Below are 22328 nucleotides of genomic sequence, written 5' to 3'. Positions count from 1 at the left end.
ACGCCCGCGGCTCGGCTGGGTCCACCCGGGGCACTAACATCAGCCTCCTTATGAGCGCAATCCTCGTCGCCAAGGAACTGGCTGCCGGGCACGGTGATCGGGTGCTGTTCTCCGGGCTGGACCTCGTGGTCGCGCCGGGGGACGTGGTGGGCCTGGTCGGGGTGAACGGCGCCGGCAAGTCGACCCTGCTGCGGACGCTGGCCGGGCTGGTCCCGCCGGAGCAGGGCACGATCCGGCTCAACCCGCCGAGTGCCACCGTCGGGCACCTCCCGCAGGAACCCGAACGCCGCCCCAGCGAGACCGTGCGGCAGTTCCTGGCGCGCCGCACCGGGGTCGCGGAGGCGCAGCACGCGCTCGACGAGGCGACCGAGGCGCTGACCGAGGGCAAGCCGGGCGCCGACGACGAGTACGCCACCGCACTGGACCGCTGGCTCGCGCTCGGCGGCGCCGACCTGGAGGACCGCGCCGCCGACGTGGTCGCCGAGCTGGGCCTGGACGTCGGGCTGGACCAGCCGATGACGGTGCTCTCCGGCGGCCAGGCGGCCCGCGCCGGCATGGCGTCGCTGCTGCTCAGCCGCTACGACATCTTCCTGCTCGACGAGCCCACCAACGATCTGGACCTGGACGGGCTGGACCGCCTGGAGAAGTTCGTCGCCGGGCTGCGCGCGGGCACCGTGCTGGTCAGCCACGACCGCGAGTTCCTGACCAGGACGGTGACCCGCGTGGTCGAGCTGGACTTCGCGCAGCAGCAGGTGAATTCCTACGGCGGCGGCTATCAGGCGTACCTGGAGGAGCGGGAGATCGCGCGGCGGCACGCGCGCGAGGAGTTCGAGGAGTACGCCGACACACGTGCCTCGCTCGAAGCGCGGGCGCGCACCCAGCGCAACTGGATGGACAAGGGCGTGCGCAACGCGCGCCGGAAGTCCTCCGACGGCGACAAGATGGCCAAGAAGTTCCGCGCGGACGCGACCGAGAAGCAGGCCTCGAAGGTCAAGCAGACCCAGCGGCTGATCGAGCGACTGGACACCGTGGAGGAGCCCCGCAAGGAGTGGGAGCTGCGGATGGAGATCGCCGCGGCGCCGCGCTCGGGTGCGGTGGTGGCCACCGCGCGGGCGGCGGTGGTGCGGCGCGGTGAGTTCACGCTCGGGCCGGTGGACCTGCAGATCGACTGGGCGGACCGGGTGGCGATCACCGGGGCGAACGGCGCGGGCAAGTCGACCCTGCTGGCCGCGCTGCTCGGCCGGATCGAACCGGACGAGGGCCAGTGCGCGCTCGGTTCCGGGGTGGTCGTCGGTGAGGTCGACCAGGCGCGGAAGCTGTTCTTCGGCGAGGAGACCCTGCTCGACGCGTTCGCCGCGGAGGTGCCGGAACTCGCGCCCGCGGACGTCCGGACCCTGCTGGCGAAGTTCGGCCTGAAGGCGGCGCACGTGCTGCGCCCGGCGGTGACGCTTTCCCCGGGCGAGCGCACGCGCGCGGCGCTGGCGCTGCTCCAGGCCCGCGGGGTGAACCTGCTGGTGCTCGACGAGCCGACCAACCACCTGGACCTGCCCGCGATCGAGCAGCTGGAGTCCGCGCTGGCGACCTATCCCGGCACGCTGCTGCTGGTCACACACGATCGCCGCATGCTGGACGCGGTCGAGGTGACCCGGCGCCTCGAAGTCGCCGAGGGCCGGGTCACCGAGCGCTGACTCAGCGGCGGAAGCGCCAGGTCTTGCTGTCGAAGGCGATGCAGATGCCGGGGGAGAGCACCACGACGCGCAGCGTGCCGTCGCGTTCGTCGAAGTCGATGCCTTCGGTTTCGAACTCGCCGGAGCAGCCGCTCTCCAGCGGCAGCTGACCGAGCGCGGTGACCCGGCCGGTCACGTCGGAGCCACCCAGCGGGCCGGCGAGGTCGACCTGCAGCAGGGGCTTCTTGATGCCGAACAGCGAGCCCTCCGGATCGTTGGACGAGCAGAGCAGCTGGGTCGCGGTGACGAAGTCGCAGCCCTGGATGTCGCGCACCTTCCGGTCCAGGCGGATCGAGAACGCGTACGGCAGGTTCTGCGCGGGGTTCTTCGCGACGATGCCGGGCGTCGGATGCACCAGGAAGCGGTCCATCGTGCCCCATTCACCGGCGACCATCCAGCCACCGTCGGGGGAGACCGCGGCGAACGAGTTGTTGTTGGCTTCCCAGGATTCCAGCGCGTGCTGGTACTCCGACCACGAACCGTCCGGCGCCTGCACGCGGAACAGCTTCGCGCCGCGGTCGTCGCGCTGGTACGGCTCGATGTAGTAGCCCTTCGCGGTGCCGGGGTCACCGACGTGGTTCCAGCCGCGGGCGGCCACGCCCGGCGGGATGGTGCCGATGCCGGTGTAGCGGATGGTGGTGCCACTGGGACGTTCGATGGTGGCCAGGCCCTGGCTCTCGTCGAGCGGGCGGGCCACGTCGGAGCCGATCTTCTGCCACGGCCCGGTGGCCTGGGCGGGGACGACGGCGGAGAGCAGGATGGCGGGGACCAGAGTGAACGCGGCGACAATCTTGTTGAGGCGCATGGGAATCTCGTACCAGGCGCGAGCGCCGGGCAGAACCCGCCGGAAGGTGGTTTAAACCAACCTTCGCCGAACCGTTGACGACTGTGGCCCGGCTCACTACGCTGACGGAAACCGTCTGGAAAGTTAACAGATTATTTCAGGGGAGCCGCCCAGTGCGAGCAGGAAGCCCACGGCTGCTGCGCGAGATCAACGATCGCGCCGCGATCGACACGTTGCTGCGTGAGGGGCCGCTGACCAGATCGGACCTCGAGTACGTGATCGGCCTGTCCAAGCCGGCCACCGCGCAGCTGCTCACCCGCCTGGAACAGGACGGGATCGTGGTCAAGGACGGGGTGCGCGGCGGCGGGCGCGGTCCGCGTGCCCAGCTGTGGTCGGTCAACGGCGCGGTGGCGCACGTGGCGGCGGTGGACCTGACCCCGCACGCCGCCGAGTTCGCCATCGCCGACGTCACCGGCAAGGTGCTCACCGAGCACAGCGCGCCGCTGCCGGTCGAAGCCGGAGCCGATGTGGCCGGTGCCTTCCGCGAGGCGACGATCGCCGCGGCCGCGAGCGCGAACCTGGAGCTGGACGACCTCAAGCACGTGGTGATCGGCGCGCAGGGGGCGCTCAACCCGGCGACCGGGCACCTGGAGTCCGCACCGCACCTGCCCGGCTGGTCCGGGTTCGACCTGCCGGGCAGGCTGTCGGAGGTCCTCGGCGTCGGCGTCACCATCGAGAACGACGTGAACCTGGTGGCACTGGAGGAAATGATCTCCGGGGAAGCCGCCGAACTGCGTGACTTCGTGCTGGTGTGGCTCAGCGAAGGCGTCGGTGGCGCGGTGGTCGTCGGCAGGCGGCTGCTGCGTGGTGCCACCGGTGGCGGCGGTGAGATCGACTGGCTGCGCATTCCCGGTGCCGATGGTGCCGAAGGCGGCCGGTTCGGTGACCTGGTCGACTCGCCGGCCATCGTCGCGCTCGCCGCCGAACACGGGTTCACCGGGGACACCGGCTGGGCCGTCGTCGGCGACGCTGTCCGAAGTGGACAGGAGGGGCAGGAGTTCCTGATCGCCTTCGCGCGCCGGGTGGCGATGGGCGTGGCCAATGTGGTCAGTGTCGTCGACCCGGAAACCGTGCTGCTGTGCGGAGAAGTCAGCCGCGCCGGTGGTGGCGTGCTGACCGGGCTGGTCGCCGAGGAACTGCACCGGCTGGTCATTCCGCGCACCCGGGTCGGCCTGGCCTCGGTGCCGGGCAACGCGGTCCGCGCGGGCGCGCTGCACTCGGCGCTGGCCAAGGTGCGCGAGCAGCTGTTCGGCCTGGCTCCGGCCGCGGCCGTCCCGATCTCCTGAAGACCGATTTCCGATCCCCAACCTAGGAGTGCCTATGCGGGCGTTGAAAGTGCTTCTCGGCATCGCGTCGGTTTCCCTGCTCACCGCCTGTTCCGGCGCGGCGAGCGGACCGGCGGGCGGCGGTGAGATCGGGGCGGCGCCCGGCAAGGACGAAGCGCTCACGCTGACCGTCTACAGCAAGTTCACCTCGCGCGAGTACGACGTGGTGACCAAGGGCCTGGAGAAGCTCAAGACCAAGTTCCCGAACATCCAGATCAAGCACGAGGGCAACCAGGACGACGACAAGCTGACCCAGTCCATCCGCGGTGGAAACCCGCCGGACGTGGCGATCTCGTTCTTCACCGACAACCTCGGCGCCTGGTGCTCCACCGGCAGTTTTCTCGACCTCAAGCCGTACATCGACCGCGACCAGGTCGACCTGAACGTCATCCCGGAAGCGGTGCGCAGCTACACCGAGTTCCAGGGCAAGCGGTGCGCGATGCCGATGCTCGCCGACGTCTACGGCTTCTACTACAACAAGGACCTCTTCGCCGCGGCCGGGCTGACCGCACCGCCGAAGACCACCGGCGAACTGCTGGAGATGTCCAAGCGGCTGACCCAGTTCAACCCGGACGGCTCGATCAAGGTGGCCGGCTTCCTGCCGTCCATGCCGTTCTACGCGAACCAGGCGCAGATCTGGGCGCCGAACTTCGACGCGCACTGGCTCGGTGCCGACGGCAAGTCGAACCTCGCCGCCAGCCCGGAGTGGAAGGCGATGTTCGAGTTCCAGAAGCAGTTGATCGACTCCTACGGCGGACCGCAGAAGGTCGAGCAGTTCAAGTCGGGCCTCGGTGACGAGTACTCCGCCGACCACGCCTTCCACCGCGGCAAGATCGCGATGATGTTCGACGGAGAGTACCGCACCGCCTTCCTCGCCGACCAGGCGCCCGAGGTGAACTACGGCACCGCGCCGCCGCCGGTGCTCGACAGCAAGCCGGACCGCTACGGCGGCGCCTTCACCACCGGCACCATCATCGCCATTCCCAAGGGCGCCAAGAATCCCGGTGCTTCCTGGGAACTGGTCAAGCACATGTCGACCGACACCGACACGCTGGTGGAACTGGGCAACGGGCTGAAGAACGTGCCCAGCACCGAACCCGCGCTGAAGGACCCGCGCCTCGAGGTGAGCGAACAGTTCCGCGAGTTCCTGACCATGTTCTCCAGCGGCAAGCTGCTGCCGAACCCGACCACGCCGATCGGTGACGCGCACCTCAAGGCGGTCAACGACTTCGCCGAGCGCTGGCAGGCGGGCAACGAGCCCGATCTGGCGGCGGGCCTGCAGAAGGTCGACGCGCAGATCAACGACGAACTGGCCCAGAAGTCCGGCGGGAAGTAAGGCCGCGACGATGACCGCCACCCTGGGCCGCGCGGTCGCGCCGTCCCCGGCCCCGTCCAAGCGGCGGGGGCCGGGGGGCCGCGGCCGCCGCCGCTGGACCGTGCTGGCCTTCCTCGCCCCGGCGCTGGTCGGCTTCCTGATCTTCTTCGGTTACCCGCTGATCGCCACGGTGTACTACTCGTTCACCCGCTACGACCTGGTGAACGCGCCGGAGTGGATCGGCTTCGACAACTACGTCCGGATGTTCACCACCGAACCGCTGGTGGGCACCGCGGCGTGGAACACGCTGTGGCTGGTGGTCGTGCTGACCGTCACCAGGGTGCTGTTCTCGCTCGGGGTGGCGTCGGTGATCGCGCGGCTCAAGAGCGGCGTGGGGCTGATCCGCACGCTGTGCTACCTGCCCGCGCTCGCCCCGCCGGCGGCCGCGACGCTGGCCTTCGTGTTCCTGTTCAACCCGGAGTTCGGGCCGGTGAACCGGTTCCTGCGCTTGCTCGGCATCGACGGCGGGCTGTGGTTCAACGATCCGGCGATGTCGAAACCGGCGCTGACCCTGCTGGTGCTGTGGGGTTCCGGCGAGCTGATGATCATCATCCTGGCCGCGCTGCTGGACGTGCCGCAGGAGCAGTACGAGGCCGCGGAACTGGACGGCGCCGGGCCGCTGCGCCGGTTCTGGCACGTCACGCTGCCGACGATCTCGCCGGTGCTGCTGTTCGGCGTGGTCAACTCGATCATCTTCGCGCTGCAGTTCTTCACCCAGGCGGTGGTGGCCAGCGGCGTGGCGTCGGGCAGTTCCGACGTCGCGGGCAACACCAAGTACATCGGCGCCCCGCAGAACTCCACGCTGACCTACCCGGTCTGGCTGTACGTGCAGGGTTTCCGCTACTTCAACATGGGATACGCGGCGGCGATGGCGGTGCTGCTGTTCGTCGTCTCGTTCGGCTTCACCTGGATCCTGGTGCGTCAGCTGCGCAAGGCATCGGCCGTGGAAGGGGGTGCGTGATGGTCGCGGTGACCGAACGGCCGCTCAAGCCGGTCGAGCGGCGCAGGCAGTCGTGGGACCGCAGGCTCCAGTGGGTGGCCGTGCACGCGCTCGGCCTGGCCCTCGGCATCGGCTTCACCCTGCCGGTGGTTTTTGTGCTGCTGACCGCGGTGATGGCCGACGACCAGGCGATGACTTCGAGCCTGTGGCCGCAGGACTGGCACTTCGAGAACTTCATCGAGGTCTTCGACAAGGTGCCGCTGCTGGACTACCTGGTCAACAGCCTCACCTACTCGCTGCTGGCCACGCTGGGAATTCTGCTGTCGGCGATCCCGGCGGCGTACGCGCTGGCGAAGCTGCGGTGGCGCGGGCAGAACCTGTTCTTCATGCTGACCGTGGCCGCGATGATGCTGCCACCGCAGGTCGTCGTGGTGCCGTTGTACGACCTGTGGGTGCGGCTCGGCTTCACCGGCAGCCTCGTCCCGCTGATCGTGCCGTACTTCCTGTTCGACGCGTTCAGCGTGTTCCTGCTGCGCCAGTTCTTCCTCACCATTCCGCGCGACTACCTGGAGGCGGCCAAGATCGACGGCTGCTCCGAGTTCGGCGCGATGGTCAAGGTGCTGGTGCCGATGGCCAAGCCGGGCATCGCGGCCACCGCGATGTTCTGCTTCCTCTACACGTGGAACGACTACTTCGGCCCGCTGCTCTACACCGGGGAGAACCGGGACGGCTGGCCGCTGTCGCTGGCGCTGGCCTCGTTCCGGGGCATGCACCACGTGGAGTGGAACCTGACCATGGCGGCCACCGCGCTGATCATGGCGCCGGTCATCGTGTTGTTCGCGTTCGCCCAGAAGTCGTTCGTCAGGGGAATCACGTTCACGGGAGTCAAGGGTTGAAACTGACAGTGGTCGGTGGGGGATCCACCTACACGCCGGAGCTGATCGACGGGATCGCCGGCAGACGGTCTACTTTGGACGTCGACGAGATCGTGCTGGTGGATCCGGACGCGCACCGGCTGGAGATCGTGGGGGAGTTCAGCACGCGGTTGCTGGCCCACGCCGGGCACCCGGCGAGGATCGGCACCACGAGCGATCTGGAGCGGGGGGTGGACGGCGCGGCGGCGGTGCTGCTGCAACTGCGCGTCGGCGGGCAGACCGCGCGCCGGTCCGACGAGACCTTTCCGCACCGGTGCGGCTGCGTCGGTCAGGAGACCACCGGCGCGGGCGGGCTGGCCAAGGCGCTGCGCACGGTGCCGCTGGTGCTCGACATCGCCGACCGGGTGCGCGCGGTGGCCGGTGAGGACACCTGGATCGTCGACTTCACCAATCCGGTCGGCATCGTCACACGGGCGCTGCTGAACCGGGGGCATCGCGCGGTGGGCCTGTGCAACGTGGCGATCCACCTGCAGCGCACCTTCGCCGGGCTGCTCGGCGTGGACCACGAGCAGCTGCGGCTCGACCACGTCGGGCTGAACCACCTGAGCTGGGAGCGCGGCGTGCGGGTGGAAGGCGCCGACGGCACGGTGACCGACCGGCTGCCCGAGTTGATCGAGCACCACGCGGACGCCGTCGCCGAGCACCTGGACATGCCGGTGGACTGGCTGCGCCGGTTCGGCATGGTGCCGTCGTACTACCTGAAGTACTACTACTCGCACGACGAGATCGTGGAGAAGCAGCGCAACGAGCTGCCGCGCGCGGACGTGGTCACCGAGGTGGAGAACGAACTGCTCAAGGTCTACCAGGACGAGGAAGTGGTGACCAAGCCCGAGCAGCTTTCCCAGCGCGGCGGGGCGTTCTACTCCGAAGCCGCGGTGCAGTTGGTGCACGCGCTGACCGGTGGGGGACCGGCCGAGGAACACGTGGTCAACGTGCGCAACAACGGCACCATGCCGTTCCTGCCCGACGACGCGGTGATCGAGGTACCGTCCACTGTGGATGGTTCCGGTGCGAAGCCGCTGCCGGTCGGGCCGGTGGAGCCGATGCTCGCCGGGCTGATCGCGCACGTGACGGCGTACGAGAACCTGGCGCTGGAGGCCGCGTTGCACGGCGGCCGCGAGCGCGTGGCCAACGCGCTGCTCGCGCACCCGCTGATCGGCCAGTACCGCCAGGCCGACCTGCTCGCGGACGCGCTGATCCAGGAGAACCGCGATCTGCTGCCGTGGGCCAAGGCATGACCTCACCGGAGCTGGTGGTGGCGATCGACGGCGGCAACAGCAAAACGGACGTGCTGCTCGTCGACGCCACGGGGAACGTGCTGGGCGAAGCACGCGGCCCCGGTGCCTCCCCGCAGAACGTGGGTGTGGACGCCTGCGTGGAAACACTGGAGCGGCTGGTGCTGGCCGCGCACGAGGACGCCGGGCGGACCGCCGAGCGGCCGTTCGCCGTGCACACCTCGGCGTACCTCGCGGGTCTGGATCTCCCGGAGGAGGAGGAAATCCTGCACGCCGCGCTCACCGCGCGCGGCTGGTCACCCTCGCTGACCGTCGGCAACGACACCTTCGCGCTGCTGCGCGCCGGGACGTCCAGCGGCACCGGGGTCGCCGTGGTGTGCGGGGCCGGGATCAACTGCGTCGGCGTCGGTCCCGACGGCCGGGTGCACCGCTTTCCCGCGCTGGGCCGGATTTCCGGTGACTGGGGTGGCGGCTCGCACCTCGGGGAGGAAGCGCTGTGGTGGGCGGTGCGCGCGGAGGACGGCCGTGGTCCGTCGACCGCGCTGCTGCCCGCGGTGAAGGCGCACTTCGGCGTGGACGCGGTGGTGGAAGTGGTGCACCGCCTGCACTTCGGCCGGTTGTCCACCCATGCGCTGAACGCGCTGAGCCCGGTGTTGTTCGAGGTGGCCGGTACCGGGGACGAGGTCGCCCAGGGCGTGGTGGACCGGCTGATCGAGGAGGTCAGCGTGCTGGCCGGGGTCAGCCTGCGCCGGCTCGGGCTGACCGGCGGCACCCCGGAGGTGATCCTCGGCGGCGGCGTGCTGACCGGGGTGGCCGAGCCGGTGATCACCGAAATCGAGCGCCGCTGCCGGAAGGTGGCGCCGCAGGCCGTGTTCCGCGTGGTCGACGTGGCGCCGGTGGTCGGCGCGGCGTTGCTGGGGCTGGACGCGATCGGCGCGGACGTGGCCGCCAAGGAACGGCTGCGGGTGCTCTCGGGCGGAGTGGTGTCGGAAAGTCGGAAGGACTCGCATGGCTGAGGTGGCTTACGTCGGGGCGTCCCGGATCTACCCGGGCACGCCGGAGGTGCGCGCGGTGGACCGGCTGGAGCTGGAGGTGGCCGACGGCGAGTTCCTGGTGCTGGTCGGGCCGTCCGGTTCGGGCAAGTCGACCGCGTTGCGCATGGTCGCCGGGCTGGAGGACGTCGACGAAGGCGCCGTCCACATCGGACGCAGCGACGTCACGCACACCCCGCCCAAGGCCCGCGACATCGCCATGGTCTTCCAGTCCTACGCGCTGTACCCGCACATGTCGGTGGCCGAGAACATGGGCTTCGCGCTCAAGCTCAAGGGCTTGCCGAAGGCCGAGATCCAGGCCAAGGTCGCCGAAGCGGCGGCCATGCTGGACCTGACCAAGTACCTGGAGCGCAAGCCGAAGGCGCTCTCGGGCGGGCAGCGGCAGCGGGTGGCGATGGGCCGGGCGATCGTGCGGGAGCCGTCGGTCTTCCTGATGGACGAGCCACTGTCCAATCTGGACGCGAAGCTGCGGGTTGAGACCAGGGCGAACATCGCCGCGCTCCAGCGCAGACTGGGCACGACCACCATCTACGTCACGCACGACCAGGTCGAGGCGATGACCATGGGGCAGCGCGTGGCGGTGCTCAAGGACGGTCTGTTGCAGCAGTGCGCGACCCCGCGTGAGCTGTACGACCGCCCGGCGAACGCCTTCGTGGCGGGCTTCATCGGCTCACCGGCGATGAACCTGCGCGCGCTGCCGGTCGTCGGCGGCCGGGCCCGGCTCGGCGAGCTGTCGATCCCGGTGCCGAACGCGGTCGACCTGCCGGAGGTGACCCTCGGCGTGCGGCCGGAAGCGCTGCGGCTGGCCGGAGCCGGGGACGAGGCGGTCGAGCTGACCGTGGAACTGGTGGAGGAACTCGGCGCCGACGCCTACGTCCACGGCTCGGACGGTTCCGAACGCTTGGTGGTGCGGGTGGACGGCCGCGTGCCGCCGCGGCTGGGAGAGGTGGTCCGGGTGGCGTTGCGTGACTACGACGAAGTCCACCTGTTCCACCCGGTCACCGGAGATCGGCTGGACTGATTCCCAGACGAGGCGAGGAGAACGGCTCAACCACGGCGTACCTCGTCCAATGCGCGCTGGATCGCGATGAGCGCCCGGTCGCGTTCCCGCACCAGTTCGGCGATCGGCCTGCCTGACGCCTCGCAGCCCTCGACCATGGCGTCACGCAATTCCGGGGTGAGTTCCGGGGCGTCGAGGCGGGTCCACGGCGATTTCAGTGACGGTCCGAAGTGGTCGAGCATGTGCGCCATCCCGCCCTCACCGCCGGCGAGGTGGAACGTCAGGCACGGGCCGTGCACCGGCCATCGCAGGCCCGGGCCCTCGGTGATCGCGGTGTCGATCTGCTCGACGGTCGCCTCGCCGTTGGCGACCATGTGCAGCGCCTCGCGCCACATCGCCTCCTGCAACCGGTTCGCGATGAACCCCGGCAGCTCGCGGTCCAGGGTGATCACCTTCTTGCCGGTACCGCGGTAGAACTCCGCCGCGGCCTCCACCGCCCAGCGCCCGGTGCGCTCGCCACCGGCCACCTCGACCAGCGGGATCAGGTACGGCGGGTTGAACGGATGGCCGACCACCAGCCGTTCCGGGTGGGTGGCCTCGGTCTGCATCTCGCTCATGGCGTAGCCGGAAGTGGAGGACGCGATCACCACACCGGACGGAGTGGCCGCGTCGATCTCGGCGAGCAGCCGCCGTTTCAGTCCCAGGTCCTCGGGTGCGCTTTCCTGCACGAACCCAGCAGTGCCAACGGCTTCGGCGAGCGTCGGCGTCACGGTGAGGTTCGCTTTCGACGCACCATCGGCCAACCCGAGTTCGGTCAGCGCGGGCCACGCACGATCGACCAACCGGGTGAGCCGTTCCTCGGCGTCGGGCGCCGGATCCCAGGCGCGCACGCGGAGTCCGCGCGCGAGGAAGTGCGCCACCCAGCCGCCGCCGATCACGCCGGCGCCGACGCACGCCACCTCGGTCATGCGCGCACCTTCTTCAGGTTGAGCAGTTCGCGGGCCTGGTCCGGGGTGGCGATGGCGCCGCCGAGATCTTCGACGATCCGGACCGCGCGCTCGACCAGTTGCGCGTTGGTCGCCTTGACTCCCTTGGCCAGGTACAGGTTGTCCTCCAGGCCGACGCGCACATGCCCGCCCAGCAAGGCCGAATGCGCCACCCACGGCAGCTGGTCGCGCCCCACCGCGAACGAGGCCCACTGCGCGTCCGGCGGCAGCATGTTGACCATCGTCTGCAGCAGCTGCGGATTGGCCGGTGCACCGTAAGGGATTCCCATGCACAACTGGAAAAGCGGCGGCGGGTCGAGCAGGCCCTCGTCGATCATCTTGGTGGCGAACCAGAGATTGCCGGTGTCGAAGATCTCCAGCTCCGGTTTCACGCCCAGCTCCTGGATCCGCTTCGCCCCGGCCCGCAGCATGTCCGGAGTGGACACATACAGCTGGCTGCCCTCACCGAAGTTGAGCGAACCGCAGTCGAGCGTGCAGATCTCCGGCAGCAGTTCCTCGACGTGCGGCAGCCGGTCGAGCGCGTTGACCAGATCCGTGCCGTCCACCGGCTTGAGCGGGTCCTCCTGATCGATCACCAGATCGCCGCCCATGCCCGCGGTCAGGTTCAGTACCACGTCGACCCCGCTTTCACGGACCCGCGCGACCACCTCCCGGTAGAGCGCGACATCACGGGAGCCCTGCCCGGTTTCGAGGTCGCGGACGTGGATGTGCACCACCGCGGCGCCCGCGTTGGCGGCTTCGACCGCGTCGCGCGCGATCTGCTCCGGGGTGACCGGCACGTGCTCGCTCTTGCCGGTGGTGTCGCCCGCTCCGGTGAGCGCGCAGGTGATGATCACGTTCTGCTTCACGGCCGGTCCCTCTCCTTCGCGATCACGCGGTCGATGAACTCGTGCAGGTGGCGGCGCATGGTGCCGACCGAGGCGCCGGGGCGGCGGGTGAGCACGCCGATGCCAAGTCCGTCGATCATCGCGGTCAGCTGCGCGGTGAGCCGGTCGGCGTCGCCGGTGCCGAACACGCCTTGCTCCTGTCCACTTCGGATGGTCATGGCGATGGTGCGGTACCAGCGGTCGTAGGAATCCCAGTACAGCTCGCGAAGCGACGGGTCGAGCGCGCTCTCGTTCCACACCTGGAGCCAGACCGACCACTCGTCGCGCAGCAGGCCGTCGGTGGGCAGCTGTAGTTCGACCAGGCGCAGCAGCCGCGCGCGGGCGTCCGCAACGGACTCCAGCTCGGCCACCTGCCGGTCGAAGGCGAGCTTCACGTTGCGGCGCAGTGCTTCGTCCAGCACGGCGGCCTTGCTGGGGAAGTGGTGGTGGATGGTCGCGGTGCTGGTGCCGCAGGTCCGCGCGATGTCGGCGATGCGCACCCGGTGGTACCCGCGCTCGGCGATCAGCTGCCACGCGGTTTGCAGGATGCGGCGCGGAGTCGGCCCGGTGTCCGGATCGGTGCGCGCGGCCGCCCGTGGCACGGCGGTCACCGTCGCCGCCTCGTCGCTGCCGTTGACCAGCCAGTTGACGGTGACCCCGCCGTGCTCGGCGATCCGCACCAGCTCGGCGGGGGAGAAGCGGCGGACCCCGGCGAGCGCCTTGGACAACTTGGACTCGTCGAGCCCGATGGCGGCGGCGAACTCCCGCTGCGCGCCGGGGCCGGGATGGAGCCGGGGGATCAGCTCGCGCACCCTGGCCCGCGTCCCGTCCATGGGCGCTCACGCTAGGCCGGTCTTGCGACTATCGCAAGACCGGCCTGCTGAACTGCGGAAACGTGCTGACTGGCGAACTCAGTCTTCGGTGGAAGCCAGGTACGGGTGCACCGTCTCGGCCAGGTGCGGGCGCGGCGTGAACCAGTCGGCGAAGTCCAGGCCCTTGACGCCGTCCTCGATCTCGCCCTCGAACAGCAGCTCGTGGTCGAGGTCCTCGAAGGCGTGCTCGTTGAACGCGGCGAAGATCTGCTCCAGCGGCAGTTCCTCGCTGATGCCCGACAGGTCCAGCTGGACCGCCGCGGCCGACTTGATCAGGTGCAGGCCCAGCGCCTCGGCGGTGCTCTGCGGCGCGGTCCAGCCCGGCTGGCACAGCCGGTAGCCCAGGATCGCGGTGCTGATCAGGAACTGCTTGGCGAACAGCGCGGTGTACTGGTCGGCGAAGCGCTCGGGCAGCTGGTCGAGCACCCACAGGGTGTCCTGCTCGCCCGCGGTCACCTCGGCCTCTTCGAGCGCCTGGATGTCCTGGAACAGCTCGTCGGTGAGCACCTCGATGCCCTGCACGAAGGCGCCGGCGACCAGGGTGGCGTGCTCGGCGGAGACGGACTCGTCGTTTTCCACGCCTTCGGGCACGTGCCCGAAGGCCTCGAGGCCGAACGCCCGCAGCTGGTCCGCGCTGGTGAGCAGCTGCTCGCGGGCGGCGGCCAGCTCTTCCTCGGTCGGTTCCTCGGCCACGTCCTCGTCGGCCTCGACCGGCTGCTCCTCGCCGCCGAACGCCGCCTCCAGGTCCTCGTCGGAGGCGGAGACCTCGCAGCGGCGCACGGTCCACTCGGCCAGCAGCTCGGTGCCGTCGAGCAGCTCGTCGAGCACGTGCCGGGCGCCGTCCTCGGCGAGCACGAGCGCGGGCGCGTCGAGCGCCCAGGTGATCACCGCGCCGGTCTCGGCGACCTCGACGCTGTGGTCCAGTGGTTCGATCTCCACCCCGTCGGGACCTTCGACGGCGGCGAGTTGGTCGAGCTGCTCGTCGAGCAGGGCGGCGACCCCGAGCCGCTGGAGCGCGTCCAGTCCGGCGGCGTCGGCTGGCGGGACGATTTCGGCGATGAGCTGGTACTCCACGCGCGGAAGTGTGGCACCCCGCCCGGACACGCGCACGGCGGGTCCCCAGTACGGTGAGTGCATGTCGGACCGCCTGTACTTCCGCCAGCTGCTCTCGGGCCGGGATTTCGCCGTCGGCGACCCGGTGGCCACCCAGATGGTCAACTTCGCCTACCTGATCGGGGACCGCGAAACCGGCGAGGCAATGGTCGTCGACCCCGCGTACCGGGTGGCCGACCTGCTCGACGTGCTGGCCGCCGACGGCATGCGGCTGACCGGGGCACTGGTCACCCACCACCACCCCGACCACGTCGGCGGCGACATGATGGGCTTCTCCCTGCCCGGCCTGTCCGACCTGCTCGCGCTGTCCCCGGTCCCGGTGCACGTCAACGCCGACGAGGCGGACTGGGTCAAGCGGGTCACCGGCGTGTCCGATTCGGACCTGGTCGGTCACGACCACGACGACCTGCTGGAGATCGGCTCGGTCCCGGTCCGGCTGCTGCACACGCCGGGGCACACCCCGGGCAGCCAGTGCTTCCTGGTCGGCGACGACCGCCTGGTCTCCGGGGACACGCTGTTCCTCGAAGGCTGCGGCCGCACCGACTTCCCCGGCGGCGACGCGGACGCGATGTACCGGAGCCTGCAGTGGCTGGCCGGGCTGTCCGGCAACCCGGTCGTCTACCCGGGACACCAGTACTCGGCGGCGCCCTCGTCACCACTGGCCGACGTCCGCCGGGACAACTTCGTCTACCGGCCGCGCTCGCTGGAGGAATGGCGCCTGATGTTCGGCTCCTGACGCCGGCGGCGACTCACCGCATGCCGAGGCGCCGGGTCAGCCGGATCTCGATGACCACCCGATCGGGTTTCGGCCGCGGCTGCCGCTGGTACCGCACGGCGTAGCGGTCCTCCGCGTCCCGCACCGAATCGGGGTCCTCGAGCAGCCGCGCCCGTCCCTCCAAAGTGGACCACCGGCGCCCGTCGGCCTGGCTGACCGCGGCCGGCACGTCGCCCGGCCGGACGTTGCGTGCCTTCACGCTCGCGCGGAAGGTGATCACCCTGGCGATCGCGAACTCCTCGTCCACGGTCACGCCCACCGGCACCACGTGCGGCAGCCCGTCGGCGCGCAGCGTGGTCAGCGTCGGGAAGTGCCGCTCGGCCCAGAACGCGCGCAGCTCGTCGGACGGGTCGATCAACGGGCTTCCTCGTTCCTGGTGCGGGGCAGGCGGACGGTGAACCGCGTGCCGCCCGGTGCGCTGGCCAGTGTCACCGTACCGCCGTGCGCGGTGACCAGTGAGTGCACCACGGACAGGCCCAGCCCGCTGCCGCCGCGTTCCCTGGCCCGCGAGCGGTCGACCCGGTAGAACCGGTCGAAGATGCGGGCCTGGTCGTCGGCCGGGATGCCGGGGCCGGTGTCGGCCACCTCCAGCACCGCCTCGGCGGCGGTCGCCCGCGCCACGAGTGTCACCACAGTGCCCGGCGGGGTGTGCACGGCGGCGTTGGTGAGCAGGTTGTCCAGCACCTGCCGCAACCGCAGCGGGTCGGCGAACAGCCGGATCGGGCCCGGATCGGTGTCCACGGTCAGCTCGTGGCCGGTGTGCGCCACGCGGAAGGCGTCGCCGGCCGCGGTGACCAGCTCGACCAGGTCCAGCTCCTCGCCTCGCAACGGCGCTTCGACCTCGGCGTCGTCGAGCCTGGCGAGCAGCAGCAGATCGTCGAGCAGCAGGCTCATCCTGGCCGCCTCCTGCCGCAGCTTCGCCAGGTGCGCCTCGCGCTCGGCCGGTTCGTTGGCAGCCGCGTACTGGAACAGGTCGGCGTACCCGCGGATCGAGGTCAGCGGCGTGCGCAGCTCGTGCGACGCGTCCGCGATGAACCGGCGCAGCCGTTGCTCGGCCGCGGTCCGCGCGCCCAGCGACGAGTCGATGTGCGCGAGCATGGTGTTCAGCGCGGTCCGCAGCTCGTCGACTTCGACCCCGCCGCCGGTGCCGGTCGCGCGGACCGGGAGGTCGGGGGAGTCGGTGAGGTCGCGCGTGGTGATGTCGTGCGCGGTGCCGGCCATGTCGCTGAGCGGGCGCAGGCCCCGGCGCAGCACGATCCGGCCGGTGATCACCAGGATCGCCAGCGCCAGGCTGAAGGTGGCCACCTCGACCGCGATCAGCTGCTGCACCGTGCTGTCCAGTTCGGCCTCGGGCGCGGCGCTGACCAGCACGGTCCCGGTGGCCGGGTCGATCGGGCAGGCCCGCACCCGGAAGTCGCCCTCCCCGCGCAGGTGCACGGTCCGGATGACCTCGGTGTCGGTGGCCGCCAGCGCGACCCCGGCCAGGTCCTCGACGTCCTGCGGCAGCCGGTCCTCCGGCTTCGGCGTGGCGACCCCGTCGCGCACCTCGAAGGCCACCGAATACCACGAGTAGAACGGCGTCGGGTCCTTCGCCGGGTACTTGCGCAGCTTTTCGCTCTCGTCGAGCTGGCTGGAGGTCAGCTGGTCGTCGAGCCGGTCACGCAGGTAGTCCCGCATGATGCCGACGGTGAGCGCGCCGACGACGGCGAACACGACCAGGGAGAGCGCGGCCAGCGCGAAGGCGAGCCGGGTGCCGAGGCGGAGGCGGTTCCACGCGCCGAGCCAGCGGGTCACCTCGCTGCCTGGCGGACCACGTACCCCACGCCGCGCACGGTGTGGATCAGCGGTTCGGCCTCGGTGTCGAGCTTGCGCCGCAGGTGCGAGATGACCAGTTCGACCACATTGGACTTGCCGCCGAAGTCGTACTCCCAGACGTGGTCCAGGATCTGGGCCTTGGTCAGCACGCCGGGCGAGCGGCGCATCAGGTAACGCAGCAGTTCGTACTCGGTGGGGGTGAGGGTGACCAGCCGGTCGCCGCGGCGGACCTCGCGGGTGTCCTCGTCCAGGCTCAGGTCGGCCACCCGCAGCACCGAGTGCTGCCAGGCCGGGCCGGTGCTGCGGCGGAGCACCGCGCGCAGCCGCGCCATCAGCTCCTCGACCGAGAACGGCTTGACGAGGTAGTCGTCCCCGCCCCTGGTCAGCCCGGCGATCCGGTCGGCGGTGCCGTCCTTGGCGGTGAGGAAGACCACCGGCACCATCGTGCCGGATTCGCGCAGCCGGTCCAGCACGGTGAAGCCGTTGAGATCGGGCAGCATGATGTCCAGCACCACGATGTCGGGGTGGAAGGCCGAGGCCTCCCGCAGCGCGGCCTCGCCGCTGCCCGCGGTGACCGCCTGCCAGCCCTCGTACTTCGCCACCGTCGCCACCAGGTCGGCGATATGCGGCTCGTCGTCGACGACCAGCAGCTTCACCGGGTTGTTCGTGCTCACCGTGCTCACGGTGCCATGGTGCGCCAAGCCGCCGCCGGAGGCGAGGCGCGGGGGTGGTGCGGCGGGCGACCGACAGGATCTCGACAGGTGGCGGATAGGAAGGGCTCAGCTTCGCCGCACAGGCTGGGCTCATGGCCGAAGTCACCAGTGCCGGGCTCGCCGCCCCCGCCGTCCGCCCGCGCACCGCCGCCAGGATCGTGCTGTCCACCCTGTTCGCCGCGAACGTCGTGGTGGTCACCGCGTTGTTCGCCGCGTCGGGGCCGTCGAGCAACGCGCTCGTCTCGCTCGGCAGGCTCACCGGCCTCTACGGCGCCCTGCTGATGGCCTTCCAGCTGCTGCTCGTCGCCCGGTTGCCCTGGGTGGACCGCAGGCTCGGCATGGACCGGCTGACCTCGTGGCACCGCCTGCTCGGCTTCGGCCTGGTGTGGACGCTGACCGGGCACGCGGTGTTCATCGTGTTCGGCTACGCCGCGGTCGAGAACACCGGGCCGATCGACCAGCTCGGCACGCTGATCACCACCATGGAGGACGTGCTGCGCGCGGTGGTCGCGCTGGTGCTGATCCTGGTGGTCGGCGGCCTGTCCGCCCGGTACGCGCGGCGGCGGCTCGCCTACGAGACCTGGCACTTCACGCACCTGTACACCTATCTCGCCGTGGTGCTCGCCTTCGGCCACCAGGTCGCGGTCGGGGAGACCTTTGTGGACTCCGCGCCGGCGCGGGCGTACTGGTGGACGCTGTGGGGCGTCGCGCTCGGCGCGGTGGCCGCCGGGCGGGTGGTGCTGCCGCTGCGACGCAACCTCAAGCACAGGTTCCGGGTGTCCGCGGTGGTCCCGGAATCGCCGGACGTGGTGTCGGTGTACATCACCGGCGAGAAGCTGGACGAGCTGCCGGTGCGGGCGGGCCAGTTCTTCCTGTGGCGCTTCCTCAGCCGTGACCGGTGGTGGCAGGCGAACCCGTTCTCGCTGTCCGCCGCGCCCGACGGCCGTTCGCTGCGGCTGACCGTCAAGGCGGTGGGGCGGGGCAGCGCCGGGCTGCGCGGCCTGCGGCCGGGGACGCGCGTGTTCGCCGAGGGGCCGTACGGCGCGTTCACCACCGCACACCAGACCCGCGGCAACGCGCTGCTGATCGCGGGCGGGGTCGGCATCACGCCGATCCGCGCGCTGCTCGAGGAGATCAGCGGGCACGTGGTGCTGCTCTACCGCGTCCGCTCGGAAACCGACGCGGTGCTGATGGCCGAGCTGACCGCGATCGCCCGCACCAGGGGCGCGGTGCTGCGCCTGCTCACCGGTCCGTCCGATCAGGACGGTCCGAACGGGCCGGTGCTCGGGCCGCGGAACCTGGCCGGGCTGGTGCCCGACGTCGCCGACCGGGACGTGTTCGTCTGCGGGCCGCCGGGAATGACCAAAGCGGCCGTGCGCGGCCTGAAGGAGCTGGGGCTGCCCGCGGCGCAGGTGCACGCCGAGCGGTTCAGCCTGGCCGGTTGAGGAGAGAGATGAAGAAGACCATTCCCGTGCTTCTGCTCACCGCCGGTGGTTTCATCTGGCTGTGGCAGTACGAACCGACCCCGCACACCGAGACCGCCGTGGTGGCGCAGGCCGAGGCCCCGGCACCGGCACCGGCCCAGCCGGGCGCGGACAGCCGGACGCTGACCGGCACCGAGGTCACCGCCGGACGTCACGGCATCGTGCAGGTGCAGGTGGTGCTGACCAATGGTTCGATAACGGACGTGCGGGTGCTGCGGGCGCCGGACACCAATCCGACCGAGCAGGCGTTGCCCAGGTTGCGGGAGGAAGCGCTGACCGCTCAGAGCGCGGACATCGACACGGTGTCGGGGGCGACGATGACCAGTGAAGCCTATGCCGAGTCGCTGCAGGCGGCTCTCGACGGGAAGGGTTCCTGATGCTGGACAATCCACGACGGGTCGAGCACATCATGGGCTTCCCGATCTCGATCGACATCCGCGCCACCACCAGCCCGCTCGGGCCGGCGGTGGACCACGCCTTCGACTGGCTGCGGGAGGTCGACGCGCGGTTCAGCCCGTTCCGCGAGGACAGTGAGGTGAGCAGGCTCAACCGCGCCGAGCTGACCCCGGCCGAGCTGAGCGACGACTTCATCGAGGTGCTGGCGGTGTGCCGCCGGTACGAGGAGCGCAGCGGTGGCGCGTTCAGCGTCCGCCTGCCGGGGCGCGGGGTCGACCCGTGCGCGGTGGTCAAGGGCTGGGCGGTGCAGCGGGCGGCCGAGACGCTGATGGACGCGGGCGCGCGGCGGTTCTGCGTCAACGCCGGTGGGGACGTGGTCGCGGCCGGCGGGCCGTGGCGGGTCGGCGTGCGGCATCCCGAGCGGATCGACCAGCTGTGCGCGGTGCTGTCCGTGGAGGACGCCGCGGTGGCCACCTCGGGTCGTTACGAACGCGGCAACCACATCTTCGACGGCCGCACCGGTGCACCGGCGACCGGCCTGAAGAGCGTCACCGTGGTCGCCGACACGCTCACCATCGCCGACACCACCGCCACCGCCGCCTTCGCCATGGGCGCCGACGGCCCCGAATGGGCGGCCGCGCAACCGGGCTGCGAGGTCTTCGCGGTCACCGCGGACAACCGCGTTTTCCGCTCGGAGAACCTGCCGCTGGCGTAGTTGGAAATAGTTCCCTTCCGCGGATTCCCGGTGTCGTAACACCGGTTCTGTAGTGCCGACTTCTCTCGTATGCGTCCTGAACAACAACAGAACTGGCAATTCCCGCGTGCCGCGCCGCCACCGTATGAAACGGGTTGGACGGCCGGGATGAAATCGCTGACCGCGGTGGTGATCACGCTGGTGATCGGGCTGCTCGTGGCATTGACCGTGGTGCTCGTCCGGCAGGCGCGCCCGGACGTGGTGGTGGGCGCGCCCGAGGAATACCCGGTTTACCTGGCGCCCACGGTGACCGTGCCGACCTACACCGTGCCGCCGAGGGCGCCGTCGACGACCACGGTGACCGAGGCCCCGGCGGAAACGGCGTTGTCCCTGCTGCAACGGCAGCTCGTGGTGGACCGCGACGCGGTTTCGGCACTGGTCGGGTACTGGGTGCCGCAGCTTTCGGCGAAGCAGCCGGGACTGGTGGTGCGCGGGGAAACCTTCGACCACCGCCGGATCTGGCAGGACTACCTGGCGAACAAGCAAAGCTATCCCGGCGCGCTGCTGCTGTGGTCCGGCGATTTCCGCAGTTTCAAGCATCCCGATTTCTGGATCACCGTGGTGCCGGAGCGGTTCGCCACCGGTGAGGCCGCCAACGGCTGGTGCGTCGACCAGGGCATCGACAAGGACGACTGCTACGCCAAACGGCTGGCATACAGCGGCGGATACGAGGGAAATACACTGGTCCGCAAATGACACGTGCTGGTACCCGAGCTGGGCTGCTCTCGCTGACGGCGGGAGCGGCGGTGTGCGCGGTCATCGTGGCGGCGGTGCAGACCCCGGCGCCCGCGCGCCCACCAGCGGAAACCCCGTCGGCGACCGCTCCGCGCGCGGCCGTCTCACCCGAGAGCCCGGCCACCACGGAGGCGCCCACCGGACCGGCCTGTGCCGACCTCGCCGCCGGGCTCAGCGAACGCGACCAGCTCGCGCAGTTGCTGATGGTCGGCGTGAACCCCGCCGACGAGACCAACGCGATCGAGGTGGTCCGCGACGACCACGTGGGCGGCATCTTCGTCGGCGGCAGCGCCACGCGCCTGCTCAGCGGCAGCCGCCTGAACCCGGTGCACGCCGCGTCGAAGCATCCGCTGCTGGTCGCGGTGGATGACGAGGGCGGCCGGGTCCAGCGGATCGACGATCTCGACGGCGACCTGCCGAGCGCCCGCGAACTCGCGGCCACCTCGACGCCGGAGCAGGTCCGCGCCCTCGGCGCCGACCGCGGCCGGAAGCTGAAGGACCGCGGGGTGACGATCAACCTGGCTCCGGTCGCCGATCTCAGCGACGGACCCGCGGGCGAGGTGATCGGGGACCGGTCCTACAGCCCCGACCCCGCCGTGGCGACGCGCTACGCGGGTGCTTTCGCCGACGGACTGGCCGAGTCCGGCGTGCTCCCGGTGCTCAAGCACTTCCCCGGCCACGGCCGCGCCGAAGGTGACTCGCACGAGGGCCTGGTGCGCACGCCGGCGTTGGCCGAGCTGAAGAGATCCGATCTGCTGCCGTACGCGAACCTGCTGCCGCGTGGCGCGCCCGCGGTGATGCTCGGCCACCTCGACGTCCCCGGACTGACCAGGGGAGAGGCGGCCTCGGTCAGCCCGGCGGCGTATCGGCTGCTACGCGAGGACTACGGCTTCGACGGCGTCGCGATGACCGACGACCTGGGTGCCATGCGCGCGATCACCGACCGCTACGGCCTGCCCGACGCGGTGCTCGCCGCGCTGACCGCGGGCGCGGACATCGCCCTCTGGTCGGGTCACGACGCGCCGGGCCCGGTACTGACCAGACTGCAGAAGGCGAAGGCATCCGGTGAACTGCCGGCGGACCGCGTCGCCGAGGCTCTCGACCGCGTGCTCCGGCTCCGCACGGGGTGCCGCTAGGGGAGGGCACCCCGCGCGGACGGCGGGCTCAGGCGCCGAACGCGGTCAGCCAGGTGACGAGCAGTTCGAGCACGAAGTGGGTCTGCATGACACTCACCTCCTTCCCATCGGAATTCGAATCGATGGCGCGATGAATCCACCGCAGCCTTTGGTGATTGATCCGGGATGATTTACCTGGTGGTGTTCCGAATCTGATTCAAGAATGCCGGTGGCATTCTGAGAGCAACAG

Annotated in this window: 22 protein-coding genes; 14 read left to right on the top strand and 8 right to left on the bottom strand. The window is 70.5% G+C overall.

What is annotated here, in order from left to right:
• Window positions 1-50: 50 nt before the first annotated feature.
• Entirely contained in the window at window positions 51-1688 is a 1638-nt protein-coding gene (locus tag YIM_RS27900) for an ABC-F family ATP-binding cassette domain-containing protein (RefSeq protein WP_153033150.1), read from the top strand.
• 1 nt (window position 1689) lies between these two features.
• Here YIM_RS27900 and YIM_RS27895 read toward each other — a convergent pair whose 3' ends face one another.
• A complete protein-coding gene (locus tag YIM_RS27895) occupies window positions 1690-2532 on the bottom strand; it encodes a hypothetical protein (RefSeq protein WP_194239774.1) in 843 nt (280 codons plus the stop codon).
• A gap of 173 nt (window positions 2533-2705) precedes the next feature.
• On the opposite strand from YIM_RS27895, the gene YIM_RS27890 reads away from it, so the two are divergent.
• Genes YIM_RS27890 through YIM_RS27860 form a run of 7 tightly spaced genes read left to right on the top strand, consistent with a single transcriptional unit; the run spans window position 2706 to window position 10454 of the window.
• Entirely contained in the window at window positions 2706-3857 is a 1152-nt protein-coding gene (locus YIM_RS27890) for an ROK family transcriptional regulator (protein ID WP_153037300.1), read from the top strand.
• A gap of 34 nt (window positions 3858-3891) precedes the next feature.
• Window positions 3892-5232, top strand: a complete 1341-nt coding sequence (locus tag YIM_RS27885) for an extracellular solute-binding protein (RefSeq protein ID WP_153033149.1) — start codon at window positions 3892-3894, stop codon at window positions 5230-5232.
• Between the two features lie 10 nt (window positions 5233-5242).
• Window positions 5243-6232 carry a carbohydrate ABC transporter permease gene (locus YIM_RS27880; protein ID WP_153033148.1) on the top strand — a complete coding sequence of 330 codons (990 nt, stop codon included), beginning with the start codon at window positions 5243-5245 and terminating at the stop codon, window positions 6230-6232.
• Entirely contained in the window at window positions 6232-7107 is an 876-nt protein-coding gene (locus YIM_RS27875) for a carbohydrate ABC transporter permease (RefSeq protein ID WP_153033147.1), read from the top strand. The genes YIM_RS27880 and YIM_RS27875 overlap by 1 nt, the downstream gene beginning before the upstream one ends.
• Window positions 7104-8384 (top strand): 6-phospho-beta-glucosidase, encoded by a 1281-nt coding sequence (locus tag YIM_RS27870; RefSeq protein WP_153033146.1) that lies wholly within the window; start codon window positions 7104-7106, stop codon window positions 8382-8384. The genes YIM_RS27875 and YIM_RS27870 overlap by 4 nt, the downstream gene beginning before the upstream one ends.
• Window positions 8381-9397 carry an N-acetylglucosamine kinase gene (locus YIM_RS27865; protein WP_153033145.1) on the top strand — a complete coding sequence of 339 codons (1017 nt, stop codon included), beginning with the start codon at window positions 8381-8383 and terminating at the stop codon, window positions 9395-9397. Before YIM_RS27870 ends, YIM_RS27865 begins: the two co-directional genes overlap by 4 nt.
• Window positions 9390-10454 (top strand): ABC transporter ATP-binding protein, encoded by a 1065-nt coding sequence (locus YIM_RS27860; RefSeq protein WP_153033144.1) that lies wholly within the window; start codon window positions 9390-9392, stop codon window positions 10452-10454. The genes YIM_RS27865 and YIM_RS27860 overlap by 8 nt, the downstream gene beginning before the upstream one ends.
• 26 nt (window positions 10455-10480) lie before the next feature.
• Here YIM_RS27860 and YIM_RS27855 read toward each other — a convergent pair whose 3' ends face one another.
• The 4 genes from YIM_RS27855 to YIM_RS27840 all read right to left on the bottom strand — a co-directional run bounded on the left by YIM_RS27855 (window position 10481) and on the right by YIM_RS27840 (window position 14252).
• Window positions 10481-11401, bottom strand: a complete 921-nt coding sequence (locus YIM_RS27855; RefSeq protein ID WP_153033143.1) for a 3-hydroxyacyl-CoA dehydrogenase NAD-binding domain-containing protein — start codon at window positions 11399-11401, stop codon at window positions 10481-10483.
• On the bottom strand, window positions 11398-12288 hold the full coding sequence (locus YIM_RS27850; RefSeq protein WP_153033142.1) for a 3-keto-5-aminohexanoate cleavage protein: 891 nt from the start codon (window positions 12286-12288) through the stop codon (window positions 11398-11400). The genes YIM_RS27855 and YIM_RS27850 overlap by 4 nt, the downstream gene beginning before the upstream one ends.
• Window positions 12285-13139: a TetR/AcrR family transcriptional regulator gene (locus tag YIM_RS27845; RefSeq protein ID WP_153033141.1), complete on the bottom strand. Its 855-nt coding sequence runs from the start codon at window positions 13137-13139 to the stop codon at window positions 12285-12287. The genes YIM_RS27850 and YIM_RS27845 overlap by 4 nt, the downstream gene beginning before the upstream one ends.
• A gap of 78 nt (window positions 13140-13217) precedes the next feature.
• A complete protein-coding gene (locus YIM_RS27840; protein WP_153033140.1) occupies window positions 13218-14252 on the bottom strand; it encodes a hypothetical protein in 1035 nt (344 codons plus the stop codon).
• Between the two features lie 61 nt (window positions 14253-14313).
• Here YIM_RS27840 and YIM_RS27835 point away from each other — a divergent pair, with 61 nt between their 5' ends.
• Window positions 14314-15027 (top strand): MBL fold metallo-hydrolase, encoded by a 714-nt coding sequence (locus tag YIM_RS27835; protein WP_153033139.1) that lies wholly within the window; start codon window positions 14314-14316, stop codon window positions 15025-15027.
• Between the two features lie 13 nt (window positions 15028-15040).
• On the opposite strand, the gene YIM_RS27830 is transcribed toward YIM_RS27835, so the two are convergent.
• From YIM_RS27830 to YIM_RS27820, 3 genes are read right to left on the bottom strand one after another with little or no spacing between them, the layout of a single operon-like run.
• Window positions 15041-15421, bottom strand: a complete 381-nt coding sequence (locus YIM_RS27830) for a TIGR03618 family F420-dependent PPOX class oxidoreductase (protein WP_153037299.1) — start codon at window positions 15419-15421, stop codon at window positions 15041-15043.
• On the bottom strand, window positions 15421-16860 hold the full coding sequence (locus YIM_RS27825) for a cell wall metabolism sensor histidine kinase WalK (protein WP_153033138.1): 1440 nt from the start codon (window positions 16858-16860) through the stop codon (window positions 15421-15423). The genes YIM_RS27830 and YIM_RS27825 overlap by 1 nt, the downstream gene beginning before the upstream one ends.
• Window positions 16857-17555 (bottom strand): response regulator transcription factor, encoded by a 699-nt coding sequence (locus tag YIM_RS27820; RefSeq protein WP_153037298.1) that lies wholly within the window; start codon window positions 17553-17555, stop codon window positions 16857-16859. Before YIM_RS27820 ends, YIM_RS27825 begins: the two co-directional genes overlap by 4 nt.
• A gap of 131 nt (window positions 17556-17686) precedes the next feature.
• Here YIM_RS27820 and YIM_RS27815 point away from each other — a divergent pair, with 131 nt between their 5' ends.
• The 5 genes from YIM_RS27815 (at window position 17687) to YIM_RS27795 (ending at window position 22099) form a co-directional block, all read left to right on the top strand.
• Window positions 17687-19039, top strand: a complete 1353-nt coding sequence (locus YIM_RS27815) for a ferric reductase-like transmembrane domain-containing protein (RefSeq protein WP_153033137.1) — start codon at window positions 17687-17689, stop codon at window positions 19037-19039.
• Window positions 19040-19047: 8 nt separating this feature from the next.
• Window positions 19048-19455, top strand: coding sequence for an FMN-binding protein (locus tag YIM_RS27810; protein ID WP_153033136.1), 408 nt, complete (start codon window positions 19048-19050; stop codon window positions 19453-19455).
• A complete protein-coding gene (locus YIM_RS27805; protein WP_228004058.1) occupies window positions 19455-20189 on the top strand; it encodes an FAD:protein FMN transferase in 735 nt (244 codons plus the stop codon). Before YIM_RS27810 ends, YIM_RS27805 begins: the two co-directional genes overlap by 1 nt.
• 147 nt (window positions 20190-20336) lie before the next feature.
• Window positions 20337-20924: a hypothetical protein gene (locus YIM_RS27800; protein WP_153033135.1), complete on the top strand. Its 588-nt coding sequence runs from the start codon at window positions 20337-20339 to the stop codon at window positions 20922-20924.
• Window positions 20921-22099, top strand: coding sequence for a glycoside hydrolase family 3 N-terminal domain-containing protein (locus tag YIM_RS27795; protein ID WP_153033134.1), 1179 nt, complete (start codon window positions 20921-20923; stop codon window positions 22097-22099). Before YIM_RS27800 ends, YIM_RS27795 begins: the two co-directional genes overlap by 4 nt.
• The last annotated feature ends 229 nt before the right edge of the window (window positions 22100-22328 follow it).

This window comes from Amycolatopsis sp. YIM 10 (assembly GCF_009429145.1).
Taxonomy (GTDB): Bacteria; Actinomycetota; Actinomycetes; order Mycobacteriales; family Pseudonocardiaceae; genus Amycolatopsis.
This window is presented reverse-complemented; position numbering and strand designations above follow the sequence as displayed.

What these genes read in the sequence shown, in the direction of transcription:
- YIM_RS27815 (WP_153033137.1), top strand. Translation starts at nt 17,687, where the DNA reads ATGGCCGAAGTCACCAGTGCCGGGCTCGCCGCCCCCGCCGTCCGCCCG.
- YIM_RS27855 (WP_153033143.1), bottom strand. Translation starts at nt 11,401, where the DNA reads ATGACCGAGGTGGCGTGCGTCGGCGCCGGCGTGATCGGCGGCGGCTGG.
- YIM_RS27795 (WP_153033134.1), top strand. Translation starts at nt 20,921, where the DNA reads ATGACACGTGCTGGTACCCGAGCTGGGCTGCTCTCGCTGACGGCGGGA.
- YIM_RS27800 (WP_153033135.1), top strand. Translation starts at nt 20,337, where the DNA reads ATGAAATCGCTGACCGCGGTGGTGATCACGCTGGTGATCGGGCTGCTC.
- YIM_RS27845 (WP_153033141.1), bottom strand. Translation starts at nt 13,139, where the DNA reads ATGGACGGGACGCGGGCCAGGGTGCGCGAGCTGATCCCCCGGCTCCAT.
- YIM_RS27865 (WP_153033145.1), top strand. Translation starts at nt 8,381, where the DNA reads ATGACCTCACCGGAGCTGGTGGTGGCGATCGACGGCGGCAACAGCAAA.
- YIM_RS27835 (WP_153033139.1), top strand. Translation starts at nt 14,314, where the DNA reads ATGTCGGACCGCCTGTACTTCCGCCAGCTGCTCTCGGGCCGGGATTTC.
- YIM_RS27885 (WP_153033149.1), top strand. Translation starts at nt 3,892, where the DNA reads ATGCGGGCGTTGAAAGTGCTTCTCGGCATCGCGTCGGTTTCCCTGCTC.
- YIM_RS27895 (WP_194239774.1), bottom strand. Translation starts at nt 2,532, where the DNA reads ATGCGCCTCAACAAGATTGTCGCCGCGTTCACTCTGGTCCCCGCCATC.
- YIM_RS27805 (WP_228004058.1), top strand. Translation starts at nt 19,455, where the DNA reads ATGCTGGACAATCCACGACGGGTCGAGCACATCATGGGCTTCCCGATC.
- YIM_RS27880 (WP_153033148.1), top strand. Translation starts at nt 5,243, where the DNA reads ATGACCGCCACCCTGGGCCGCGCGGTCGCGCCGTCCCCGGCCCCGTCC.
- YIM_RS27860 (WP_153033144.1), top strand. Translation starts at nt 9,390, where the DNA reads ATGGCTGAGGTGGCTTACGTCGGGGCGTCCCGGATCTACCCGGGCACG.
- YIM_RS27875 (WP_153033147.1), top strand. Translation starts at nt 6,232, where the DNA reads ATGGTCGCGGTGACCGAACGGCCGCTCAAGCCGGTCGAGCGGCGCAGG.
- YIM_RS27810 (WP_153033136.1), top strand. Translation starts at nt 19,048, where the DNA reads ATGAAGAAGACCATTCCCGTGCTTCTGCTCACCGCCGGTGGTTTCATC.
- YIM_RS27900 (WP_153033150.1), top strand. Translation starts at nt 51, where the DNA reads ATGAGCGCAATCCTCGTCGCCAAGGAACTGGCTGCCGGGCACGGTGAT.